20 protein-coding genes are annotated in these 21,279 nt (G+C 47.8%); 8 read left to right on the top strand and 12 right to left on the bottom strand.

Going from position 1 to position 21,279, the window contains the following annotated elements; translation table 11 throughout:
- Window positions 1-20 precede the first annotated feature (20 nt).
- Both EIH25_RS05635 and EIH25_RS05640 read right to left on the bottom strand, forming a co-directional pair.
- A complete protein-coding gene (locus tag EIH25_RS05635; protein WP_124099710.1) occupies window positions 21-722 on the bottom strand; it encodes a tRNA threonylcarbamoyladenosine dehydratase in 702 nt (233 codons plus the stop codon).
- A 44-nt stretch (window positions 723-766) separates the two neighbouring features.
- Window positions 767-1,795 carry an ATP-binding protein gene (locus EIH25_RS05640; protein ID WP_347561936.1) on the bottom strand — a complete coding sequence of 343 codons (1,029 nt, stop codon included), beginning with the start codon at window positions 1,793-1,795 and terminating at the stop codon, window positions 767-769.
- Window positions 1,796-2,085: 290 nt separating this feature from the next.
- Between EIH25_RS05640 and EIH25_RS05645 the strand changes: the two genes are divergently transcribed.
- Both EIH25_RS05645 and EIH25_RS05650 read left to right on the top strand, forming a co-directional pair.
- Window positions 2,086-2,766 carry a response regulator transcription factor gene (locus EIH25_RS05645; RefSeq protein WP_124099410.1) on the top strand — a complete coding sequence of 227 codons (681 nt, stop codon included), beginning with the start codon at window positions 2,086-2,088 and terminating at the stop codon, window positions 2,764-2,766.
- Between the two features lie 42 nt (window positions 2,767-2,808).
- A complete protein-coding gene (locus tag EIH25_RS05650) occupies window positions 2,809-4,065 on the top strand; it encodes a HAMP domain-containing sensor histidine kinase (RefSeq protein WP_124099411.1) in 1,257 nt (418 codons plus the stop codon).
- 137 nt (window positions 4,066-4,202) lie between these two features.
- On the opposite strand, the gene EIH25_RS05655 is transcribed toward EIH25_RS05650, so the two are convergent.
- From EIH25_RS05655 to EIH25_RS05685, 7 genes are all read right to left on the bottom strand, one after another.
- Window positions 4,203-5,066, bottom strand: a complete 864-nt coding sequence (locus EIH25_RS05655; protein WP_124099712.1) for a stage 0 sporulation family protein — start codon at window positions 5,064-5,066, stop codon at window positions 4,203-4,205.
- A gap of 67 nt (window positions 5,067-5,133) precedes the next feature.
- Window positions 5,134-6,123 (bottom strand): hypothetical protein, encoded by a 990-nt coding sequence (locus EIH25_RS05660; RefSeq protein WP_124099413.1) that lies wholly within the window; start codon window positions 6,121-6,123, stop codon window positions 5,134-5,136.
- Window positions 6,124-6,216: 93 nt separating this feature from the next.
- On the bottom strand, window positions 6,217-6,540 hold the full coding sequence (locus EIH25_RS05665) for a cyclic-di-AMP receptor (RefSeq protein WP_124099415.1): 324 nt from the start codon (window positions 6,538-6,540) through the stop codon (window positions 6,217-6,219).
- A 15-nt stretch (window positions 6,541-6,555) separates the two neighbouring features.
- The gene (locus EIH25_RS05670; RefSeq protein ID WP_124099417.1) at window positions 6,556-7,101 is read right to left on the bottom strand and encodes a hypothetical protein; all 546 of its coding nucleotides are present in this window, start codon (window positions 7,099-7,101) and stop codon (window positions 6,556-6,558) included.
- A gap of 76 nt (window positions 7,102-7,177) precedes the next feature.
- Window positions 7,178-8,527, bottom strand: coding sequence for a PLP-dependent transferase (locus EIH25_RS05675; RefSeq protein ID WP_124099419.1), 1,350 nt, complete (start codon window positions 8,525-8,527; stop codon window positions 7,178-7,180).
- 1 nt (window position 8,528) lies between these two features.
- Complete coding sequence (locus EIH25_RS05680) at window positions 8,529-8,852, bottom strand: sigma factor-like helix-turn-helix DNA-binding protein (RefSeq protein WP_124099421.1); 324 nt, start codon at window positions 8,850-8,852, stop codon at window positions 8,529-8,531.
- The gene (locus EIH25_RS05685) at window positions 8,852-9,097 is read right to left on the bottom strand and encodes a hypothetical protein (RefSeq protein ID WP_124099423.1); all 246 of its coding nucleotides are present in this window, start codon (window positions 9,095-9,097) and stop codon (window positions 8,852-8,854) included. Before EIH25_RS05685 ends, EIH25_RS05680 begins: the two co-directional genes overlap by 1 nt.
- A 600-nt stretch (window positions 9,098-9,697) precedes the next feature.
- On the opposite strand from EIH25_RS05685, the gene EIH25_RS05690 reads away from it, so the two are divergent.
- Together EIH25_RS05690 and EIH25_RS05695 are read left to right on the top strand one after the other, a co-directional pair.
- Window positions 9,698-9,916, top strand: coding sequence for a DUF896 domain-containing protein (locus tag EIH25_RS05690; protein ID WP_124099425.1), 219 nt, complete (start codon window positions 9,698-9,700; stop codon window positions 9,914-9,916).
- A 3-nt stretch (window positions 9,917-9,919) separates the two neighbouring features.
- Window positions 9,920-10,909 (top strand): WYL domain-containing protein, encoded by a 990-nt coding sequence (locus EIH25_RS05695; RefSeq protein WP_124099427.1) that lies wholly within the window; start codon window positions 9,920-9,922, stop codon window positions 10,907-10,909.
- A gap of 204 nt (window positions 10,910-11,113) precedes the next feature.
- Here the strand turns inward: EIH25_RS05695 and EIH25_RS05700 are convergent, their stop codons facing one another.
- Together EIH25_RS05700 and xylA are read right to left on the bottom strand one after the other, a co-directional pair.
- Window positions 11,114-12,013 carry a hypothetical protein gene (locus EIH25_RS05700; RefSeq protein ID WP_124099429.1) on the bottom strand — a complete coding sequence of 300 codons (900 nt, stop codon included), beginning with the start codon at window positions 12,011-12,013 and terminating at the stop codon, window positions 11,114-11,116.
- A gap of 222 nt (window positions 12,014-12,235) precedes the next feature.
- The gene (gene xylA / locus EIH25_RS05705) at window positions 12,236-13,561 is read right to left on the bottom strand and encodes a xylose isomerase (protein WP_124099431.1); all 1,326 of its coding nucleotides are present in this window, start codon (window positions 13,559-13,561) and stop codon (window positions 12,236-12,238) included.
- Between the two features lie 577 nt (window positions 13,562-14,138).
- On the opposite strand from xylA, the gene EIH25_RS05710 reads away from it, so the two are divergent.
- The 3 genes from EIH25_RS05710 (at window position 14,139) to EIH25_RS05720 (ending at window position 18,404) form a co-directional block, all read left to right on the top strand.
- The gene (locus tag EIH25_RS05710) at window positions 14,139-15,902 is read left to right on the top strand and encodes an ABC transporter ATP-binding protein (protein WP_124099433.1); all 1,764 of its coding nucleotides are present in this window, start codon (window positions 14,139-14,141) and stop codon (window positions 15,900-15,902) included.
- Window positions 15,903-17,672: an ABC transporter ATP-binding protein gene (locus EIH25_RS05715; RefSeq protein WP_124099435.1), complete on the top strand. Its 1,770-nt coding sequence runs from the start codon at window positions 15,903-15,905 to the stop codon at window positions 17,670-17,672.
- 129 nt (window positions 17,673-17,801) lie between these two features.
- On the top strand, window positions 17,802-18,404 hold the full coding sequence (locus EIH25_RS05720) for a sugar O-acetyltransferase (protein ID WP_124099437.1): 603 nt from the start codon (window positions 17,802-17,804) through the stop codon (window positions 18,402-18,404).
- A 132-nt stretch (window positions 18,405-18,536) separates the two neighbouring features.
- Here EIH25_RS05720 and EIH25_RS05725 read toward each other — a convergent pair whose 3' ends face one another.
- Window positions 18,537-19,748, bottom strand: a complete 1,212-nt coding sequence (locus EIH25_RS05725) for a cofactor-independent phosphoglycerate mutase (RefSeq protein ID WP_124099440.1) — start codon at window positions 19,746-19,748, stop codon at window positions 18,537-18,539.
- Window positions 19,749-20,202: 454 nt separating this feature from the next.
- Between EIH25_RS05725 and EIH25_RS05730 the strand changes: the two genes are divergently transcribed.
- The gene (locus EIH25_RS05730; RefSeq protein ID WP_164489166.1) at window positions 20,203-20,718 is read left to right on the top strand and encodes a DUF4358 domain-containing protein; all 516 of its coding nucleotides are present in this window, start codon (window positions 20,203-20,205) and stop codon (window positions 20,716-20,718) included.
- Window positions 20,719-21,279: the final 561 nt, after the last annotated feature.

Here is a 21,279-nt window from a genome sequence, read left to right on the forward strand (position 1 = left end):
AGCGGCAGGACGGCGTTTTATCAGCCGGCTGAAAGCAGCTCGTTTATTATTACAGAAGCCATGATAAGTCCGGCGCAGGAAGGCACGAACGCCGTGCTTCCGGGCAGCGGCTTTTTGCCCTCGCTATGCGGGGGCTTTTTTATTTCCTCACGGGAATAAACCACCTTAAGCTTCTTTACTCCCCGCTTTTTAAGCTCTCTGCGCATTACTCTCGCAAGGGGACAGACCGAGGTCTGATAAATATCCGCTATTTCAAGCATTTCGGGGTGTATTTTGTTTCCCGCTCCCATAGCGCTTATAACAGGAACTCCAAGCTGCTGGCACCTTACCGCCAGAGATATTTTCCCCGGCACATAATCTATCGCGTCGGCAACGTAGTCGTACGCCGACAAATCGAACTCCTCCTCATTTTCGGGAGAATAAAACTTCGGAATCCCGGTAACCGCGCAGCCGGAAGATATGGACATGACGCGTTTTTTCGCCGCCTCGGTCTTCATCATTCCGATCGTATCCCTTACGGCTATGATCTGGCGGTTGAGGTTGGAAAGCGCTACTTTATCGCTGTCTATTATGTCGATGGCTCCTATGCCGCTGCGCGCGAGCGCTTCTATTATATATCCGCCCACTCCGCCGGCTCCGAACACCGCCACTCTTTTGTCCGCAAGCGACGCGACCTTTTCGCTGCCGTATATAAGCTCAAGTCTTGAAAGCTGAGTTTCCATTGCTTCCTGCATACTCCTTTCCGTATTTCAGTCCGCGGCTTGTACTAGGATTCGTCGGATTCGTCGGGTTCGTCAGGCTCGTCAGGTTCGTCAGGCTCGTCGGGCTCGTCGGGTTCTTCGGGTTCGTCGGGCTCTTCGGGTTCGTCTGGTTCGTCTGGCTCATCGGGTTCATCTGGCTCATCAGGTTCGTCTGGCTCATCAGGTTCGTATGAATGTTCCTTATCCCAGTCGTAGTCGTCGTAGGTATCAAGGAAATTGTATCTTTTTCCCTTATATTCATACTCGATAACGGTACGCAGATTTACATTATAGACGCTCTTAAAAATATTGGTTTCAACAAACTCGTTGTCCTTCGCAAGACTTGCGATAAGAGCCTTTATTTCCTGACGCTTTGAGAGCTCGCCCTTGTTTTCAAGCTTTGAATATTCCTCTGTAAAACGGCAGGCGCACTGTATAAACTCAAGACCGTTGTACCTTACCCAGTCCTTTATATGCTTTTCCCTCACCATATATAGAGGACGTATAAGCTCCATGCCTCTGAAATTTTTTGAATGAAGCTTAGGCATCATGGTCTGAACCTGTCCGCCGTAGATCATTCCCATAAGTATCGTTTCGATAACGTCGTCAAAGTGATGTCCGAGGGCGATCTTGTTGCAGCCCAGCTCCTGAGCGTTTTTATAGAGATGTCCCCTCCTCATTCTGGCGCAGAGATAGCAGGGGTTGCTGTTTACTCCGGCTACTATATTGAATATACGGGTTTCAAAGATATGTATAGGGATATTCATAAGCTTGGCGTTGTCGATTATCTTCTGCCTGTTTACCTCGTTGTAGCCGGGATCCATCACCAGAAATTCCAGCTCAAAAGACGTTTCGGAATACTTCTGGAGGTGCTGGAGGCATTTCGCCATAAGCATCGAATCCTTTCCTCCCGAAATGCAGACGGCGATACGGTCGCCCTCGTTTATCATTTTATATTCCTTTATCCCCATAACAAACTTGTTCCAGACGTCCTTGCGGTATTTTTTTATAATGCTTCTTTCAATAAGCTGATAAGGCTGAAGAGCTCTTGCCATGTTTACAGACCCCGCCTGCCTGAGCAGGCTTTTTCCTTTCGTATATATTCGTTACAGCCGCCGCTGTTAAGCAAAAAACAATTCCTCTGTAATTATACTATGAAATCTGTCGCACGTCAACGGCGGAAATTAACAGACTCCATAAAACCAGCGCTTTTTTACACGGCTGTATTGAAGCCCGGAGAATTATATGCTATACTTGTATTTAAAGTAGGTTTAAGGTGAAATATATATAATAAATTCAGACGGAGCTAATCGCGACGTATACAGAAATCAAGGAGGTTTTATATATGCGTATCCTGCTTGCCGAGGACGAAAGAGAGCTTTCAAACGCCCTTGTCGCTATTCTGAAGCACAACCACTATTCGGTGGACGCCGTTTACAACGGAACGGACGCTCTGAATTACGGAATGAGCCAGAACTACGACGGAATAGTGCTGGATATTATGATGCCTAAAATGAACGGGATCGACGTGCTTAAGCTGCTGCGCTCCAGAGGAGTGGATACTCCCGTTCTGCTGCTTACCGCCAAGGCGGAGCTTGACGATAAGATACTGGGGCTTGACTCAGGAGCGGACGACTATCTTACCAAGCCCTTCGCGACGGGCGAGCTTATGGCGAGAATACGGGCGCTCACCCGCAGAAATACGGGCTTCGCTCCCAATAAGCTCACGATAGGAAACATAACGCTGAACCGCGAAAACTTTGAGCTTTCCTCGGAAAACGGCTCTGTACGTCTGGGAAACAAGGAATTTCAGATGCTTGAAATGCTTATGTCAAACCCGAATCTGCTTATATCTACGGAAAAGTTTATGGACAGGATATGGGGCTACGATTCAGAGGCGGAAATAAACGTAGTCTGGGTATATATTTCATACATCAGAAAAAAGCTGGCTTCCATCGGCGCGGACGTTGAGATCAAGGCGACCCGCGGAGTCGGCTACACACTTGAGCAGACGTCAGGCAAGTAATACGGCTTTCAGCGCGCCGGTTAGATACGGGGAGGACATTTCATGATAAAAAAGCTGCGGAGAAAGTTCGTGCTGATCGCGGTATTTTCTCTTTTTCTGGTCGAGGTAGTTATCATCGGAACGATAAATATAATAAACGTGTGCCAGCAGAACGCTAAGTCGGACGAGCTTCTCGCCATGATAACGCAGAATGACGGAAAGCTTCCCGACTTCGGAAAATCCGCGCCGGACAAGCCGCCGGAGGATATACGGGATCAGTCTGCCGGCTTTGACGGCAAGGGAATAAATCCCGAAACTAAATATATTACCCGATATTTCACAGTCAGAGCCGACGAAAGAGGACAGATAACCTCGATCGATACCTCTCACATCGCCGCGGTTACTTCGGACGACGCTGCTGAGTATGCAAACGAGGCGCTGCGCGGCAGCTCGGAAAAGGGCTGGTCGGGAAATTACAGATACGCCGTTTCGCAAAGCTCCGAAGGAAGCCTGCTTGTATTTGTGGACTGCCGCAGTCAGCTTGAAACCAGATACCAGTTTCTTGCCATCTCCCTTGCCATAGGCTTTGCGGGTCTGGCGGTCGTAAGCGTACTGATAGCGGTATTCTCCAAAAGAGCGATACGCCCCGTTATTGAAAGCATGGAAAAGCAAAAGCAGTTTATAACCGACGCCGGACATGAGATAAAGACTCCCCTGGCGATAATCTCCGCAAATACCGAGGTTCTGGAGCTTACGGCAGGCGGCTCGGAATGGACGGCAAGCATAAAGAATCAGACCAAGCGGCTCAGCGAGCTTATAAAAAATCTGCTTACCCTTTCAAAAATGGACGAGGAAATAAAAACGGTATTTGAAAAATTCAATATAAGCGACGCCGTTTACGACGCCGCAAGCCCGTTCAGCACCCTTGCGGCCTCAAGGGGAAAATCCCTTTCAACGGATATTCAGAACGGAATAGAATTTACCGGGGACGAGGGAATGATAAGACAGCTTGTTTCCATACTTCTCGACAACGCGGTAAAGTACGCCGACGACGGAGGAGAGATTAGGCTTTGTCTTAAAGCGGAGCACAGACAGCTTGAGCTGAGCGTTCACAACCCCTGCTCTGTCAAGCCGGAGGGTGAGCTTTCAAGACTTTTCGACCGGTTCTACAGAGCGGATTCCTCCCGGTCGCGAGAAACGGGAGGCTACGGAATAGGGCTTTCCATAGCCAAAGCTATCTGCGATTCCCATAAATGCAGGATAACCGCAAAATACGAATCCGGCGGTATGACCTTCAGAGTCACCGCGCAGGCAAAATAAGCGTCAGCTTTTTCACATTCGGCAAGCCTGAACATTATCGGGCGGTCACAGAGCTTTCTGCGTATTTTCATAAAAACCGCAGAATATGCCTGTGACCGCCCGTTATTTTTTATTGCTTTTAATTGAGTATATATCGGCTATTTGTCCTCCAGCTCCTTAAGGGCTTTCAGCTCGTTTTTATTAAGCCTTATCACCGCGTCCTTAAGCACCTCTACCTCCGACTTGTCAAGGGTAGCGACCGCGTCGGTCTTATCATACTTTATCCTCAGCTTTCCCGTAAGCAGATTCGCTTCCTCAACGACGCCCTTTCCGTCGGCGGTTCTGACGATAGCTCCCGCTTTTGGCGTGGTTTTCAGCAGCTCCTCATAGCTGTCCTGCTCGTATTTCAGACAGCACATAAGCCTGCCGCAGGTGCCGGATATTTTGGTGGGATTAAGCGACAGCGACTGCTCCTTTGCCATTTTGATGGACACAGGCTGAAATTCTCCGAGAAATCTGGAGCAGCAGAAGGGCTGACCGCAGATTCCCAGTCCCCCCAGCATTTTCGCCTCGTCGCGCACGCCTATCTGCCTTAGCTCTATTCTGGTGCGGAATACGGCGGCAAGGTCCTTTACAAGCTCGCGGAAATCTATGCGTCCGTCAGCGGTGAAGTAAAACAGCAGCTTGCTGTTGTCAAAGGTACATTCAACGTCTATAAGGTTCATTTTAAGCTTGTGCAGCTTTATTTTTTCCTCGCAGATACTGAAAGCGTCCTTTTCCCTTTTCCTGTTTTTTTCTATAACCGCGAAATCCTGCTTGGTAGCTTTTCTTATTACCGGCTTTACCGGATTTGCAAACTGCCCTTCGTCTATTTCCCGTCCGCACAGCACTACTTCTCCGCATTCAACGCCTCTGGCAGTTTCAACTATAACCTTATCGTTCATTTTTATATCAAGTCCGTGAGGATCAAAATAATAAACCTTTCCTATTGATTTGAATCTTACTCCGATTATTTCGAGCAATTTTTTCACCGTTCCTTTCCTTTTCGCCGCTGCTCCCAAGCCGGAAAACAGCGTCCTTGCATTATTTTCAGGCGGGTCTGTTTATGACCGAGCACATCTCTCCCGACAGGCTGTTCATCGTAAGGGAAAGATTGCAGTTTGAATCAGTTTTTCCTATGTATTCGCACAGCAGCTCGTAAAGCTGTCTTAAGGCTTCCTCATCAAGCGCCCCGGCAAGCCCTGCCGCTCCCTCGGGAAAACAGCCGAAGCTGCTCCCTATTCCCAGTCTTGCGGCGCAGGCGTCCCTTGCTATTTCGCTGAGAAAAACCAGCGACTGTCTGAATACCGCCTTTTTTCCGTCGGCTCCGAAAAGCGAGCGCAGTATCTCATATTCGTCGCGGGCAAGCATTGCTTCGGTGCAGCCGACCGCTATTTTATAGGCGGCGGGCAGAACGTCGCCCTCAAGAAAGTCAAGACATCTTCCTATATTGCCGTGACCGCAGGCTACCGCCGCTCTGACGTCGCTTTCGGTATATTTTTTCAGCGATCTCAGAAAATCCGCCGAATCGGCGTCGGTACAGGGCTGTACGGCAAGACAGAGCGCTCTGGAGATTATCGTTTTCAGAAACGTCTGCTTAGACGACGCGGTAAGAATTATCACGCAGTGAGCGGGAGGCTCCTCAATAAGCTTAAGCAGAATATTCTGCACCTGCACCGAGGTGCTCAGCGATCTGTCCAGATCAGGGATAAGATAAACCTTGAACCTGCCTTCGTTCGGCTTTACAACGGCGTCGGAAACAAGCGAGCGTATAGTTTCTACCTGATAATTTCCGTTTTCATTCGCCTGAGCGGTGATAAAGTCGGGGTGAGCGTTATGCTCCAGCATACGGCAGGATTTGCAGACGCCGCAGGGTCTGTTTTTATCATTCTGACACAAAAGCGTCGCGGCGATATATTTCGCCAGAGTTTTTTTCCCCTGTCCCTTTTCTCCGCATACGGCTATTGAATGAGGCTCTCTGCCTTTTGAGAGCATGGAGGATATAAGCTTTATGTTTTCTTCATTGGAGTATATTTTCATAATATAAATATCCCGCCGCGGCTCCGTTCTCCTGACCCGCGGCTTATCCTCCTTTCAGCAGATATTATGCTCCGCCGCTCAGTCCGCTGACCGCTATACCTTTTCAAAGCGTTCGATATCGGTCACAAAAATAGTAGCTCCGCCTATCGTTACCTCAACCGGATAGGAAGCCCCTCCCTCAGGTCCGAGAACCGTCGCGGACGGAACAAACTGCTTCCTTTTGCGAGAATGTTCCTTACAGGCTTCGATAACGGTATCCACCTCGTCGTCCTGACAGCAGATCATAAAGGTCGTGTTGCCCGACGAAAGGAAGCCTCCCGTTGAGGCAAGCTTTGTGGCGCGGATACCCTTTTTAAGCAGACCCTTTGATACGGCGTATGTATCGTCGCTGTTTACAATGGCATATACAAGTTTCATAAAAATTACCTCCGTTTAATCCTTGTGAAAAAAATAGTTGTACCTGAGCCTTGCCGTATTGAACTGCACCAGAAAAACTACCGCGAACGCAAAGCTTATCATTACGCAGCAGGCGGAAACGACAGGTATCATTACCGAAAGATAAGCGCCTGCAAGCGCGGCCGCCATTATCGACCATGCAAGCTTGAGCTTATCATAATTAAGATCGCATTTGAAGCGGCGTTCAATATCTTCCGTTCCCTGACATATCTGATAGGTAACGTAAAGCTCTCCGGCGACGCAAAGCAGCTCCGCGGCAAACGGCAGAATGTTTAAGGATTCGCCGTCAGAATAGGAAAATCCGAATATGTTCAGCACATAAAGAACCAGCGCCGCGGCGGCTAAGGGAATACACAGCCTTTGCGCCTTACTGAAATTTTCATTCTCCTGTGAAAAATCCTTCAGACCGCTCATAAGAATAAAATATCCGATAAAATCCGGAATAAGCTCTATTGAGGCTGTACCTAAGCCGACGCTTATGTCCAGAGTTATAAAAAACAATCCGATCAACAGCTTTTTCATTACCGTTTCTCCAAAAATATTCCGCGCGCGGCCGGCGTATTCGGACCGACAGGCTGCCGCCCGTTTTCGATTTATTCTATTTTACCACACTTACAGTGAAAATGCTATAGTTTTTTAAAATTTTTATTATAGCGGCGGTAAAAATCTCTCCGCCGGTTATCAGCGGTATCGAGGGCTGACAGGAAAACGCAGGTCTTGCGCATATTCTTCCCTCCGCCGTATCCGCCGGTATTTCCTCGGAGACGGAAAAGCAGGCTTCTCTCAGGCTCATAACCGTTTCGGTTCTCGGAAGCGCTTCAGTTTCCGCTTTAAGGGCGGGCTTTTTCGGTATATTCCTGAAAGCGTATTCAAGCCTATAGAAATCCCTTTCGTCGTTATAAGGCGACGGCATGAAAACCACTGACGAGAAGTCTGAATACTCGCATTCTATTCTGTAGGAGGTTCTCATAAGCTCCGCCAGCTCGTTTCCGCTGTAGCCGCGGGAGCCGGGACAGACGGTAAGCTTCATAGGCTCGTCTCCCGCGGTTTCCCAGCCGCAGGCTTCTGTTCTTTTTCTCGCAAGCTCCGTTCTGCGGCAGCACTTTCTTATGCGCTCAGGCAAAGCTCCCTCAAGCTCTCCGGCGCATTTGTCAAGACTGCCCATTATAAGATACGAGGGGCTGGTCGAGGCAAACAAAGACATTTCAGCCTTCGCGCAGCGTGAAAATTCCTCAGGGGCGGAACGCGAAATGTGAAGATAGCTTCCTCCCGTATATACGGGCAGGGTTTTGTGAGCTGAATCGCAGCACATATCCGCTCCCAGATCTATCGGGTGCAACGAGGGGGAAAGAAATTTCAGATACGCGCCGTGAGCGTTGTCTACAAGCAGCGGAACGCCGTAAGCTTTGCATATCCGGGATATTCCCTTTATATCCGTCAGATTGCCCAGATAATCCGGCGAGGTAATATAAACCGCCGCCGCGTCGGGAGCGGTATCCAGCGCGGATCTGACGTCCTCCGGGGTTACACGGCAGCCGCAGACCGACGCCGACGGAGTTTTGGAATATATCCACACCGGGTCTATATCAAGCAGTATACAGCCGTCTATAAACGCCTTGTGAGCGTTTCTGGCGGCTATTATCCTTGTTCGTCCGCTTCTGCTCCCACGGCAGCGCATTGCTATGGAAAGCATTGTCTTTATGGACAGGCTTGAGCCTTCGGTAGAATAAAAGGTACGCGCCGTTCCGAAAATGCGCGAGGCAGCCTCCTCGCTGGCGGATATGACGCCGCCGGCTTCGTAAAGATAACCGGCTCCCTTTATCTCGGTAATGTCAAGCGCTTCAAGTCCGTGCAGGGATACGCCTTTATGTCCGGGCATATGAAAACGGGATACTCCGCTTTCAGCGTAGCTCTGCACAAAATCGTTTATAGGAGTTTCAGCTTTCAATTCAGGTATTCCTTTCCTCACAGCCGCCGACTATGTCCTCAAGCAGCTTCATTCTCACGGCGGACGCAAGCTTTACGCGCCCCCGGCTTATGGTGCGGGAAACGGTGGACTTATTTACGCCGGAAAGCGCCGCTATCTGAGTTACAGTCAGGTTTTTCTTATAATATAATATTATATAGCGTTTCTGCGTTTTCGTCAAATTGTCGTCAACGCACCTCCAAAGCAGCTCCCGCGCGTTTTTGTACAGCCTCCTGCCCTCCTCCGCCTCTATTCCGCCGACGCTGAAAACAGCGGCAGTTTCGTCTAAACTTACCCTCCTGCTCATTACGCGCCTGCCTTGGCAATACGGGCCGCCATGCTGGGCGACGCGGGCTTCGGCTCAGTATATGCCCTGAGCTGAGCGCATACCCTTATAAGCTCTGCCCTTTCCGTTTCCAGCAGCTCGATCCTGGCGTTTAAACGGTTAAGCTCGTCCGGGTCGCGACGGCTCAGCCTTTCCTCCTTCAGGCGTCTGATATGAGCGGCAAGCTCGTCTGCCGTCTGTCTGTAGCTTTCGTAAAGTCTTTTCATTTTCTGTCTCCTTTTCCGTTTCAGTTTCGGCGCGCTTCGCATAAACGGACAGCCTGAATACGCCTCTTATTCGGGCAGGTCTTTATATGGGCGCGCGCGGCTTCTTATTTCTTTTGTTCTTTACACATAAATTTTATTGAACTAATGTTCTTATCTTTCTAATTATAATAATACCACATATTTTCAATTTGTCAAGAGGTAAAAAAAATTTAATAATTTTTGGTCAAAATGAGGGAATTATAATGGACAGTTTGTGCATTTTGACGTTGAAAAATCCGAAAAGATGTGTTATAATATGTTTTGTCAGCACATTTGGGTGAAAATATGTACAGAAGAGATAAAAAAGCGGCGCAGAATAAAGAATAGCCGCGCCTTAAAAACTGCCGGAAATAAAATTCAGCTTACAGACAAAGAAAGCTGAGCGGCGGACGGACATAAAGAAAAAACAACGGCGGCATATTTTCCTACTGATACGGCTGGATTCACCGAGGTTTTATTGTGTAAGAAACCGAGGAGGCGTACGGGAGCTTTCCCGACGCAAAACATCAGAAAGAGGGTATGCGTCCTTTGGGGGGCGCTGCCGTAAGGGTGTAAAAATTTATGGAGAAAAAAAAGCTTGACAGATTGTCCGAGCTGACGGCGATTTCACGTTCGCGCGAGCTTACCGCTGAGGAAAAGGCTGAAAGACAGCGACTCAGGGACGAATACAGGGCGGCGGTAACGGGAAATTTAAAACGTCAGCTTGAAAGCATGACGATCATTGAGCCGGACGGCTCAAGAATCAAAGTTTCGGATCTGAAACGCGGCGGGGAGGAATAACAGTTGGCAGGAGTATCCAGACAAAAGCAGAAGCTTCTGAGAATGGAAGCGCTTTTCAGGCAGAAAACAGACGAGGAGCATCCGCTTACGGGAAATCAGCTTATAGATATTCTGGCGGCGGAGGGAATCAAGGCGGAGCGGAAAACGATTTACGACGATATCGCTACGCTCTGCGACAGCGGTCTTAATATCGAAACGACCAAAAGAGGACATTCAAACGCTTATTATCTGGGCGAAAGACTGTTTCAGGACGAGGAGCTGTTCGTGCTGGCAGACGCGGTCGCGTCCTCTAAGTTTCTAACGATCAAGAAATCCAACGAGCTTATCAGAAAGCTTCAGACGCTTACAAGCGAGTTCAAGGCGGGAGAATTGAGACGGTCTATTTATGTAGACAGCCGCACGAAAACCTTTAACGAATCGATCTACTATAACATCAACACGATCCAGAGCGGTATATTCTGCGACCGTCAGATAAGCTTCAGGTATTTTGAATTCAATCTGGAAAAGAAAAAGCAGCTGAGACACGGCGGCGAGGTATATACCGTATCTCCTTTTCAGCTTATATGGGAAAACGACAATTATTATCTTGCCTGCTTCTGCCATAAGCATGGAAAGATATGCCGCTACAGGGTGGACAGAATGACTATGGTGGAGCTTACCGACTTAAAGCGCAAGGAGCTTGCGGAGCCGGAGGAAAAGGAGCTGAGAAGCCAGAAATCCCTATATTCAATGTACGGCGGAAAAGAGGAGCTGCTGCGGATAAGGTTTGACAATTCGCTTATAAACGTGGTGATAGATCGGTTCGGTGAAAAGATAATATGTCATCCGGACGGAGAAAACAGCTTCTACATAAACACCGAGGTTCAGCTCGCGCCTACCTTCTGGGGCTGGCTTTTCCAGTTCGGAAGCAAGGCGAAGATACTTTCCCCTAACTATGCCGCGGATATAGCTAAGGAAAAGCTCAGCGAAATTCTCAGGGTCTACTCCGAATAGCTAGTTTACAAATATGCCCCATGGTAAGGTTCATGGGGCTTGTCCTTTATATAACAGCAAAGTGAAAGGAAAATTTAAAATGCTTTTAATAGAAATATCTATATTCGCTCTTGCCGCGCTGAATCTCGCGGTCATGTTCAGAAGCGGGAAGAAATAAAAAAGCCGCGTACAGAGGACTGTGCTCCTTTGTACGCGGCTTTAAGCTTATTCCTTTGAATTTTCAATTATTTCGCTTATACGGTCGATATACTCCCAGGGCAGCTCGTAGGACTTCTGATTTACCGAGAAATTGTCCTGATGTTCATATTCCTCACCAAGATCAAGGCGGGTCGTCGTAACAAAGTACATTTTTTCATAATTATCGCCGTCGGTCTTGATTATAAAGCCCTCAGTTCCGCCTACCATGGGGTAGTCATCATCTTCAAGCCTATAATCTTCACAGATGTACAACACTTCGCCGAGCCAGGTATCTATCTCGGCAATAATATCTCTGTCTGTTATATCCCAGCTGTTTTCGTAGCTTTCGGTTATGGTATAGGTTTTTGCTTTGGGATCTATCGGCGCCAGTATCCCTTCGATCTCGTCAATATACTCCCAGGGCAGCTCATAGGGCTTATGATTTACCGAGAAATTGTTCTGATGTTCATATTCCTCACCAAGATCAAGGCGGGTCGTCGTAACAAAGTACATTTTTTCGTAATTATCGCCGTCGGTCTTGATAATATAGCCATAGGTTCCGCCTACCTTGGGGTAATCATCATCTTCAAGAGCATAGTCCTCGCAAACAGCGCCGACCTTCTCAAGCCACTCGTCGATTCTGTCTAAGGTTTCCTTATCGGATATTTCCCAGCTGTTATCATAGGCAGCGGTTATAGTGTAGGTTTTTTCGTCTGTCTGCGACGACGCGTCGGATTCATCCGGCTGCGACGACGTATCGGAATCTCTGTCGGAGGATAATTCTGCTTCAGAGCTTTCAGAAGAAGCTTCCGAAGCCGATAAATCCGCCGGCGCCGCGCCGGTAGACGAGGTATCAGAATCCGAGCAGGATACCGCCGATAAAATTGCAAGAGCGGTCAAAACAATGACTATCAGTTGTTTTTTCATGGTTATCAGTCCTTTCTGATTAATTTAAATGAATGAAGCCGTGGGAATCAATGCGCTATTTTATCTTTTAAGGATTTTAAGGAATTGATTTCTAATTAAATTATACAAGTTTGCCTAATAAAAGTCAATATCTATAATAAACATATTTATTTCTGCTTTTTTCGACATATTTACCAAAAAACCGGCTATGCCTGAGCACAGCCGGTTTTGAAGCTTATTAAATTAAAGATTAAACATAATGTTGTTGAGAATGCTTTCAAGCATTTCCTGTCTGCCGCTGGAAAGACTGTCGGTAACCTCGCCCTTTTCAAGCGCGTACTTTTCAAGATCCTCCATTGTTACCTTGCCGGCAATAATGTCCGCGCCGATTCCGGTCTTCCAGGAAGCGTATCTGTCCTCTACAAACCTGTCGATCCTTCCGTCCTCGATCATCTTGGCGGCGATTCTCAGACCGAGAGCAAAGGTATCCATTCCAGCGATATAGCTGTAGAAGATATCCTCCATAGTATAGGAGCCTCTTCTTGCCTTGGAGTCAAAGTTCAGACCGCCGTTTGTGAAGCCGCCTGCCTTGAGCACCTCGTACATACAGAGAGCCGCATCGTAAACGTTTGTCGGGAACTGGTCGGTATCCCAGCCGAGGAGCATATCGCCCTGGTTAGCGTCGATCGAACCGAATACGCCGTTATCTCTGGCAACTCTCAGCTCGTGCTGGAAGGTGTGCTGCGCGAGTGTAGCGTGGTTAGCCTCGATGTTCATTTTGAAATCCTTATCAAGGCCGTATTTTCTCAGGAAGCCGAGAACGGTAGCCGTATCGAAATCATACTGGTGCTTGGTAGGCTCCTTCGGCTTGGGCTCGATATAGAAATCGCCAGTATAGCCCTTGGAGCGCGCGTAGTCAACGGTCATTCTCATAAGCCTTGCCATATTGTCCTGCTCAAGAGCCATGTCGGTATTGAGCAGAGTTTCATAGCCTTCTCTTCCGCCCCAGAAAACATAGCCCTTTCCGCCGAGCTTTATGGTGGAGTCAACAGCCTTTTTGATCTGAGCCGCGGAATAAGCGAAAACGTCCGCGGAAGGCGAGGTTCCGGCGCCGTGCATATATCTGGGGTGGTCAAAGCACTTTGCGGTACCCCAGAGAAGCTTCTTTGAAGGGTCGGCAGCCATCTTTTCAGCTACATAGTCAACGATCTCGTCAAACTTTGCGTTAGTTGTGGCAAGGTCGCCGTACTCAGGCGAAAGGTCGCGGTCATGATAGCAGAAATACTCAATGGAAAGCTTGTCCATGATCTCAAAGGCAGCGTCAACCTTAGCTTTTGCTCTCGCCTCGGGAGAAGCCTCGCCCCATGTCTTGTCGGTTGTGCCGCAGCCGAACATATCCGTTCCGTCGCCGCCCATTGTGTGCCACCATGAAAGCGCGAATTTAAGCTGCTCCTTCATAGTCTTTCCGCCGACTACCTCGTCGGGATTGTAATATTTGAATGCCAGCGGATTTTCGGACTTTGGTCCCTCATACTTGATCTTAGGAATATCCTTGAAAAATTCAGCCATAAAATTATACCTCCGATAAAATCAATATATGTATTTTACTCGACAGAGTAAAACGTTTACAGTATAATGATACACCAACCGCACCCTTTTTGTCAATGCCTTTTTCGTAAATAAAGCATAATATTTTTATCGTTTATAATTATTTTCAGCATATTCTGCATACGCTGAAAGCCGCGGCGGAGCGTTTATAGCAAAGCAAGCCAGGAAATTAGCCTTAAGGATCGGTCAGACGTCACGTTTTTACCGTTTTTATAATAGATTTATAATACTATTTATTAATGGCTTTTCGCTTTAAAATTTTTACAGAAGTGCCGAAAACGATTTCTTTGCGGGTCATGCAGCCGACGGCTTTGCAGAATATTAATAATTTGTGCAAACGCGCTATATTTTTAGCTATATACGCCGCTAAAACTGTGCAAACGACGAAGATTTATTTTGAAAACCCTCTTGACTTTATCAAACTATGAGTATATAATACCAATAGCCTTGAAAAGGAACAAGGTTTCATATTTTTATATGACAGGAAGCAAAAGAAAATCATAGTGCACAAAAATGCAATGTGAAGGGAGGAAATCATATGTTTCAGATCCAATGGCTCTGGCACAATCTGAAAGGCTACAGAAAAATTTACGTTACGGCGCTTGTACTGTCCCTTGTGTGCAACGCTCTGTATCTGACGACGCCTTTTTTCAGCTCGGAGATAGTAGACGTCTACATAACCGGCGAAAACGCGGCGGAGAACCTTAAAAACGACCGCGACGGGTTTATCGTACTGCTTGTCTGCATGATAGGCTTTACTCTGCTGAGGACGGTTTTTCAGTACGCCTGCAACATGACCTACGAAATATCGTCCCAGGGCATGATCTACAAGATCAGAAATCATCTGTTTCACAGGATCCAGAATCAGGACATGGACTTTTACGACAAAAACCGTACAGGCGATCTTATGACAAGGCTTACCGGCGACCTTGATATGGTGCGTCATGCGGTATCGTGGGTCTTTAAGGGCATTGTGGAGTCATTCTCGCTTTTTACAGCTTCGATGATCTATTTCTTTATCATCGACTGGAAAATTGCGTTAATGCTGTTTGCCGTAACGCCGTTTATATTTATTGTAATGCTTATGTTCAAGAAAGCCGCCAAGCCGGTCTATGTCGAGCTGAGAGAAAAGCTCGCCAAAATGAATACCGACGCGCAGGAGAACATTTCGGGAAACCGTGTGGTAAAGGCCTTTGCCAGAGAGGAATTTGAAAAGGAAAAATTCCAGAAATCCAATCTTGACTATTCTTCCTCAAACAAAAAAGCCTCCCTGCTGTGGCTGAAATATTCTCCCTACATGGAAAGCTTTGCAAACGTGCTTTCGGTAGTAATGCTGCTGGGCGGCGGAATGTTCCTTATCAGAGATTCCATTACAATGGGCGAGTACATAGCTATTTCGGGACTTATATGGGCGATCGCCAACCCGGTCAGAAACCTTGGTATCTACATCAACGATCTGCAGCGCTTTATGGCTTCCGCCATGAAAATAATCGAGATATATTACGCCCACCCCAGGATCGCTGACAGAGAGGACGCCGAAGACTGCGGAGGCAGGCTCAGGGGTGAAATAGAGTTCAGAAACGTTACCTTTAAATACGGCAGGAAAACGGTGCTTGACAATATTTCCTTCACCGTAAAGCCGGGCGAGACCGTTGCCGTTATGGGAGAGACCGGTTCTGGCAAAACGACGCTTATCAACCTTATTCCCAGATTCTACGACGTTTCTCAGGGCGAGGTCCTCGTAGACGGAGTAAACGTAAAGTTCAGAAAGCTCAGGCAGCTGAGAAAAAACATAGGTATGGCTACGCAGGACGTTCTGCTTTTTTCAGATACAATCGACGGAAATATTGCCTTCGGCGACTCCGGTATGCCGGAGGAGGACGTAAGAAAGTACGCGAAGCTTTCAGCCGCCGACGGCTTTATCACAAAAATGCCGGACGGCTATGAAACTCTGATAGGCGAGCGGGGCGTAGGACTTTCAGGCGGTCAGAAGCAGAGAATATCCCTTGCCAGAGCCTTGGCGATAAAGCCGGCTATACTTATTCTTGACGACACAACCTCGGCGGTAGATATGGAAACCGAAAAGCACATACAGGAAAGCCTTGAAAATCTGGATTTCACCTGCACCAAGATCATTATCGCTCAGCGTATCTCCTCCACAAAGGACGCAGACAAAATAATCATTCTGGAGAACGGCAAAATCAAGGAAGCGGGCACCCACGAGGAGCTTTTAGCCAAAAAGGGCTACTATTACGAAGTGTTTAAGCTTCAGAACGAGGGCTTCGGGAAGGAGGCGGTTTAAATGGCAAGAAACAGATACGATGTTGACGAGGTTCTTGAGACCCCGTTTGACTTCCGGCATTTAAAGCGTTCCTTCAAATACATGAAAAAATACCGCAGGAAGATGATAGCGGCGCTTGTTCTCAGCGTATTTGCCGCGGTTTCCGGACTGCTGGGTCCGCTTATCACTCAGTACGCGCTTGACAAAACCATTCCCGACAAAAACGTTCCGCAGCTTTTCCTGCTGGGAGGACTGCTGGTGCTGACTCTGGCGGTTTCCATAGCCTTTTCAAACATAAGGTCAAGGATCATGACCGTTGTGGGTCAGGACATCATTTTCGATATAAGAACCGACCTGTTTGCGCATCTTCAGAGACTTCCCTTCCAGTACTATGACGACAGGCCTCACGGAAAGATACTCATAAGAGTTGTAAACTACGTCAACTCGGTTTCGGATATGCTTTCAAACGGCGTTATAAACGTTATTCTCGAATTTCTGAATATGCTGTTTATCATGATATTCATGTTTTTCGTAGACGTAAGGCTTTCGCTTGTGGTGCTTTCGGGACTTCCGCTTTTCGTGCTTGTAATGATGACGATTAAAAAACGTCAGCGCAAAGCCTGGCAGGACGTTTCAAATAAAAGCTCCAACCTTAACGCGTATCTTCAGGAAAGCATTACAGGAGTCAGAATCACCCAGATATTTACCAGAGAGGAGGAAAACGAGGAAATTTTCGACCGGCTTTCGCAGCGCTACCGTAAAAGCTGGCTAAAAGCCGTAACCTACTCAAACCTTGTGTGGCCCAGCGTGGATAACATTTCCATTCTGGTAAGAGCGGCTATTTTTGCCGTCGGACTGCTGCTTTTAAGTCCCGCAACCGTTACACTCGGAACGATAGCCGCCATGACAAGCTACGCCTCAAGCTTCTGGCAGCCTATTCTCAACCTTTCAAATCTGTTCAACAACTTTATCAACAATATCGCCTATCTTGAAAGAATCTTTGAGACTCTCGACGAGCCGGTCACTGTCGACGACAAGCCGGACGCTCACGAAATGAAGGATATTACCGGCAACATAAGCTTCGAGGACGTTACCTTTGCCTATGAGGAGGATAAAAACGTATTGGAGCACGTTTCCTTTGACGTAAAGGCAGGAGAAAGCATTGCCCTTGTCGGACCGACGGGAGCGGGAAAGTCAACCATCGTATCGCTGCTTTCCAGATTCTATAATCTCAGCAGCGGCAGGATCACCATTGACGGCGAGGATATAAGCGAAGTAACGCTTCACTCGCTGCGTTCACAGATGGGCATAATGCTTCAGGACAGCTTTATTTTCAGCGGAACGATACTTGACAATATACGCTACGGCAGACTTGACGCCACCGAGGAGGAGGTCATAAGGGCTTCCGAGGTAGTATGCGCCGACGAGTTCATAAAGGAAATGAAGGACGGCTACCTTACGGAGGTAAACGAAAGAGGCTCCAAGCTTTCCGGAGGGCAGAAGCAGCTTATAGCCTTTGCAAGAACGCTGCTTTCAGACCCGAAGATACTTGTTCTGGACGAGGCTACGTCGTCTATCGACGCAAGAACCGAAAGGCTTTTACAGCAGGGGCTTATGCAGCTGCTTAAGGGCAGAACCTCGTTTATCATCGCTCACCGCTTGTCAACGATCAAAAACTGTGATAAGATAATGTATATAAACAACAAGGGAATTACGGAATGCGGCTCTCACGACGAGCTGATGGCGAAAAAGGGAGATTACTATCAGCTCTACACCTCGCAGCACTTGTAATAGTATCGGATAGCGGCTTCAATAAGGGGTACCGCCTAAGAGTCGGGGGAAATCCGTTCATGTTATATTCCCTGCCCGTACAAACGGGCTTCCCGAGAAAGATATTATAAAGGAGGTAAAAACACGATTATGACAGAAAAGGAAAAGATGCTGGCGGGAATGCCTTACGACCCGTCGGACAAAGAGCTTACAGAGCTGAGAGTAAGGGCTCACAAGCTTTCTAAGGACTACAACGACACATATGAGGACGATTTTGAAAAAAGAAAGGAGATCCTTGACGTTCTGCTGCCTGAAAGGGAAAACGGCGCGTTTTTACAGGGCCCTGTCTATTTTGACTACGGCGTTTTCACAAAGGTGGGAAAGAGCTTTTATGCAAACTTCAATTTCACCGTGCTTGACTGCTGTCCGGTTGTTATAGGCGACAACGTATTCTGCGGGCCTAACGTCACTCTGGCGCCGCCAATGCATTCTTTCGACCCTGAGGAGAGAAGAATGAGGACCCGCGGCAGCGGAGAGGTATACGATATTGAGTACGCAAGACCAATCACCATCGGAAACGACTGCTGGCTTGCAAGCAACGTTGTGGTCTGCGGCGGAGTTACTATAGGAGACGGCTGCGTTATCGGTGCAGGCAGCGTAGTGACAAGGGATATTCCTCCCCGCTCTCTGGCTGCCGGAAATCCGTGCAGGGTTATCAGGCAGATCACCGACAGGGATAAGCTTAATTTTTAATAAAAGACGAAGCGAAAAATCATTCTCCGTTAAATGCAAACGGCGGACGATACCTTTGCTGCGTATTGCAGCAAAGATACCGTCCGCCGTTTTTTTACATGATCCCGCGGCTTTTATTTTAAAGCGGCAGGCTTACAGATCAAAGAACATCTGCATAAGAGTATGACCCTTGTCTACATAAAGCCCCGTATTCTTTGCGGTTTCCTCGGTAAACTCAGGCTGACCCGCTGTTTCCGCGGCTTTATGATACATCATAAACGGAATGGGGTCGTTGGTATGAGTTTTCAGCGAAAGAGGCGTTGCATGGTCGGGACAGATAAGTATTTTATAATCGTCGTACTGCTCCAGCGCGCTCAGAACAGGTCCCAGAATCTTTTCGTCTATCAGCTCGAGGGAGCTTTTCTTGTTTTCGATCTCATGACGGTGACCGCACTCGTCGGGAGCTTCAACGTGGATATAGACAAAATCCTGACCCTTTGCAAGCTCGTCTATGCACGCCTGAGCCTTTCCTTCAAAATTTGTGTCAATATAGCCGGTAGCTCCCGGAACGTCGACAACGTTCATTCCGCTGAATTTTCCGATCCCTTTAAGCAGATCCACCGCGGAGATCATAGAGCCTTTGAGCTTATACTTCTCCTCAAAGGGCGTAAGCGCTTTTCTTACTCCCTCGCCCCAGAACCACATAGAGTTCGCAGGTCTTTTGCCGTCGGCTATCCTTGCTTTATTCACCGGGTGATCCTTCAGCAGGTCATAGCTTTTTACCATCATATCATACAGCGCGGCGGCGTTCTTATGCCTTGGTATGTACTCCTTTACAGGTCTGCCGGTAATATCGTGAGGAGGAGTCAGCGTTCCCACGTCGAGAGTTCCGTTATTCCAAATCAGGCAATGACGGTAGGAAACGCCTGAATACAGCTGAAATTCATCGCTGTTGAAATGCTCGGCAAGATATTCGATAAGAACCTTCGCTTCCTCTGTTGAAATATCGTCGGCGCAGTAATCAAGCAGCGTCTTGTCCTCATAATTATCCTCGTCCGAAACAGTTACAAGATTGCACCTGAAAGAAACGTCGGTAGGCTTCATATCTATGCCTATAGAGCCTGCCTCCAGCGGAGAGCGTCCGGAATAATATATCGCCGGGTCATAGCCGAGTATGGACAGGTTCGCCACGTCGGAACCGGGCTTCAGACCGTCGGCAACGCTTTTTACCAGACCTATCGTGGATTTTTTCGCCAGCTTATCCATATTCGGCGTGCGGGAAGCGCCCATCGGGGTTTTGTTCCCAAGCTCCTCAACGGGATAATCAGCCATTCCGTCGCAGAGCAGTACAACGTATTTAGTCATCGCAATTCTTCTTTCGTGATAATTTTCGCAGCAGACAGCGTCATTAAGCGCTCAGGCCGACGCCGTCCTATATCGCTATGTATATTCTAGCATATCCCGGCAGAAAAATCAAGGTCTTTGATTTTCAGCGGAAAGCCGCCGCCAGAGCTTCAAGCTACGGCAAAATACTTCCGCTGAAGGGACTTTAAGCCGGAGCGTTGATTTTTGCCGAGTTTAATGCTATACTTTTCAATAAGGGGTACCGCCCCGTCATTTAATTCGGAGTAAAGCCCGATGTGAGCTCGCTCTACATCGGCTGCGACGAAGCAACCTGCGCCGCAGGAGCTTAGCTCCTCAGGGTTTCAGTAGGGGGATTACATTCCTCTACTGAAAGTCTGATATGGAAACGCCTTCTAAAGAAGGCGGGGACATAGGCGCTGGGTTATAAACAATAAAATGAAACGGAATGAAAGCAATGAAAAGAAAACTAAAAACGATCCACTGCATATTATGCGCCTGCGTTTTGATCACTGTACCGGCAGGCTGCGGTTCGGACGAGGGCGGTCGGCAGTCAAACGCCTCAGACGGCAAGGATAACGTCAGCGTCAGGGAAATTCTCGAAAAGGTAAAGGACAGCGGCGCAAGGCTTGACGCCTCATTTTACTTTGACGACAGCGGATTTGAGGAAAACTGCTCTAAGCTGTATTCCATTGAATATTCACAGCTGTCCGACGGCGGGATACTGTTCTGCGAATCAGGCGAATACGCGGACGAGATCACAGTTTTAAAGCCTGCCGACGGCGACGCAGAAAACGCCGCGCGGCTGCTTGAAAAGCGCAAGGAGGCAAGAGCGGAAGTCTATGAAGGCTACAGTCCCTCCGAAGCGCAGAAAGCGCGGGACGCGGTTGTTTTTGAGAAAAACGGCTTTGCGGCGCTGGTCATAACCGACGACGCTGAATCGGTCGCTCAGCTTATTAAGGATAAGCTGTAGAAAATCAAACGTATCAAATTCATACAAATATAAAGCTGTATCCTTCATAGTGTGAAACCGCTGTTTTCAACAACTGCCGCGTGAGAAACGCCTGAGGAAGAGAGCCGCAGTCTGTCGTTTGACCGCTCGCATAATACGCTGCTCGGGGACAATCGCATTCTTATCCTCTCTTCCGCATATTTTTATTTCGTTTTTTCCGCTTAAAAACTGAACGCCGATTTTGATACGATGATATCAGGATCGGCGTTTAAATTATGGTGCTGTGACTGACTATAAAATAGATATTTACCCAACGGCATAAAATTACCCGTCACCACAAAATGATGACGGGTATTCGCTGTCAGCGATAGGATTGTCAAGCACTGACAAAATAGATGAATGATAAAAGTGGACTAAAGGGTTCGGATTTCAGGTTTTTGCTTTTTCTTTCTGAAATTTAGTTTTTTTATTTTATAAAGCGAATTTTGTCCAATAATATAAAATGCTGAAAATCCCGCATCTACAGAATTCTCATCATAAAAATCAACGCAGTTTGGACCTAAGGGTTCACACTGCGTTAGA

Source organism: Ruminococcus sp. Marseille-P6503 (genome assembly GCF_900604945.1).
Classification (GTDB): domain Bacteria; phylum Bacillota; class Clostridia; order Oscillospirales; family Ruminococcaceae; genus FB2012.

Coding starts and splice junctions, on each gene's coding strand:
- EIH25_RS05670 (WP_124099417.1), bottom strand. CDS start 7,101: ATGAAAAAGCTGTTGATCGGATTGTTTTTTATAACTCTGGACATAAGC.
- EIH25_RS05685 (WP_124099423.1), bottom strand. CDS start 9,097: ATGAAAAGACTTTACGAAAGCTACAGACAGACGGCAGACGAGCTTGCC.
- EIH25_RS05690 (WP_124099425.1), top strand. CDS start 9,698: ATGGAGAAAAAAAAGCTTGACAGATTGTCCGAGCTGACGGCGATTTCA.
- EIH25_RS05660 (WP_124099413.1), bottom strand. CDS start 6,123: ATGAAAATATACTCCAATGAAGAAAACATAAAGCTTATATCCTCCATG.
- EIH25_RS05640 (WP_347561936.1), bottom strand. CDS start 1,795: ATGGCAAGAGCTCTTCAGCCTTATCAGCTTATTGAAAGAAGCATTATA.
- EIH25_RS05700 (WP_124099429.1), bottom strand. CDS start 12,013: ATGAAAAAACAACTGATAGTCATTGTTTTGACCGCTCTTGCAATTTTA.
- EIH25_RS05720 (WP_124099437.1), top strand. CDS start 17,802: ATGACAGAAAAGGAAAAGATGCTGGCGGGAATGCCTTACGACCCGTCG.
- EIH25_RS05635 (WP_124099710.1), bottom strand. CDS start 722: ATGGAAACTCAGCTTTCAAGACTTGAGCTTATATACGGCAGCGAAAAG.
- EIH25_RS05730 (WP_164489166.1), top strand. CDS start 20,203: ATGAAAAGAAAACTAAAAACGATCCACTGCATATTATGCGCCTGCGTT.
- EIH25_RS05645 (WP_124099410.1), top strand. CDS start 2,086: ATGCGTATCCTGCTTGCCGAGGACGAAAGAGAGCTTTCAAACGCCCTT.
- EIH25_RS05715 (WP_124099435.1), top strand. CDS start 15,903: ATGGCAAGAAACAGATACGATGTTGACGAGGTTCTTGAGACCCCGTTT.
- EIH25_RS05710 (WP_124099433.1), top strand. CDS start 14,139: ATGTTTCAGATCCAATGGCTCTGGCACAATCTGAAAGGCTACAGAAAA.
- EIH25_RS05725 (WP_124099440.1), bottom strand. CDS start 19,748: ATGACTAAATACGTTGTACTGCTCTGCGACGGAATGGCTGATTATCCC.
- EIH25_RS05650 (WP_124099411.1), top strand. CDS start 2,809: ATGATAAAAAAGCTGCGGAGAAAGTTCGTGCTGATCGCGGTATTTTCT.
- EIH25_RS05665 (WP_124099415.1), bottom strand. CDS start 6,540: ATGAAACTTGTATATGCCATTGTAAACAGCGACGATACATACGCCGTA.
- EIH25_RS05680 (WP_124099421.1), bottom strand. CDS start 8,852: ATGAGCAGGAGGGTAAGTTTAGACGAAACTGCCGCTGTTTTCAGCGTC.
- xylA (WP_124099431.1), bottom strand. CDS start 13,561: ATGGCTGAATTTTTCAAGGATATTCCTAAGATCAAGTATGAGGGACCA.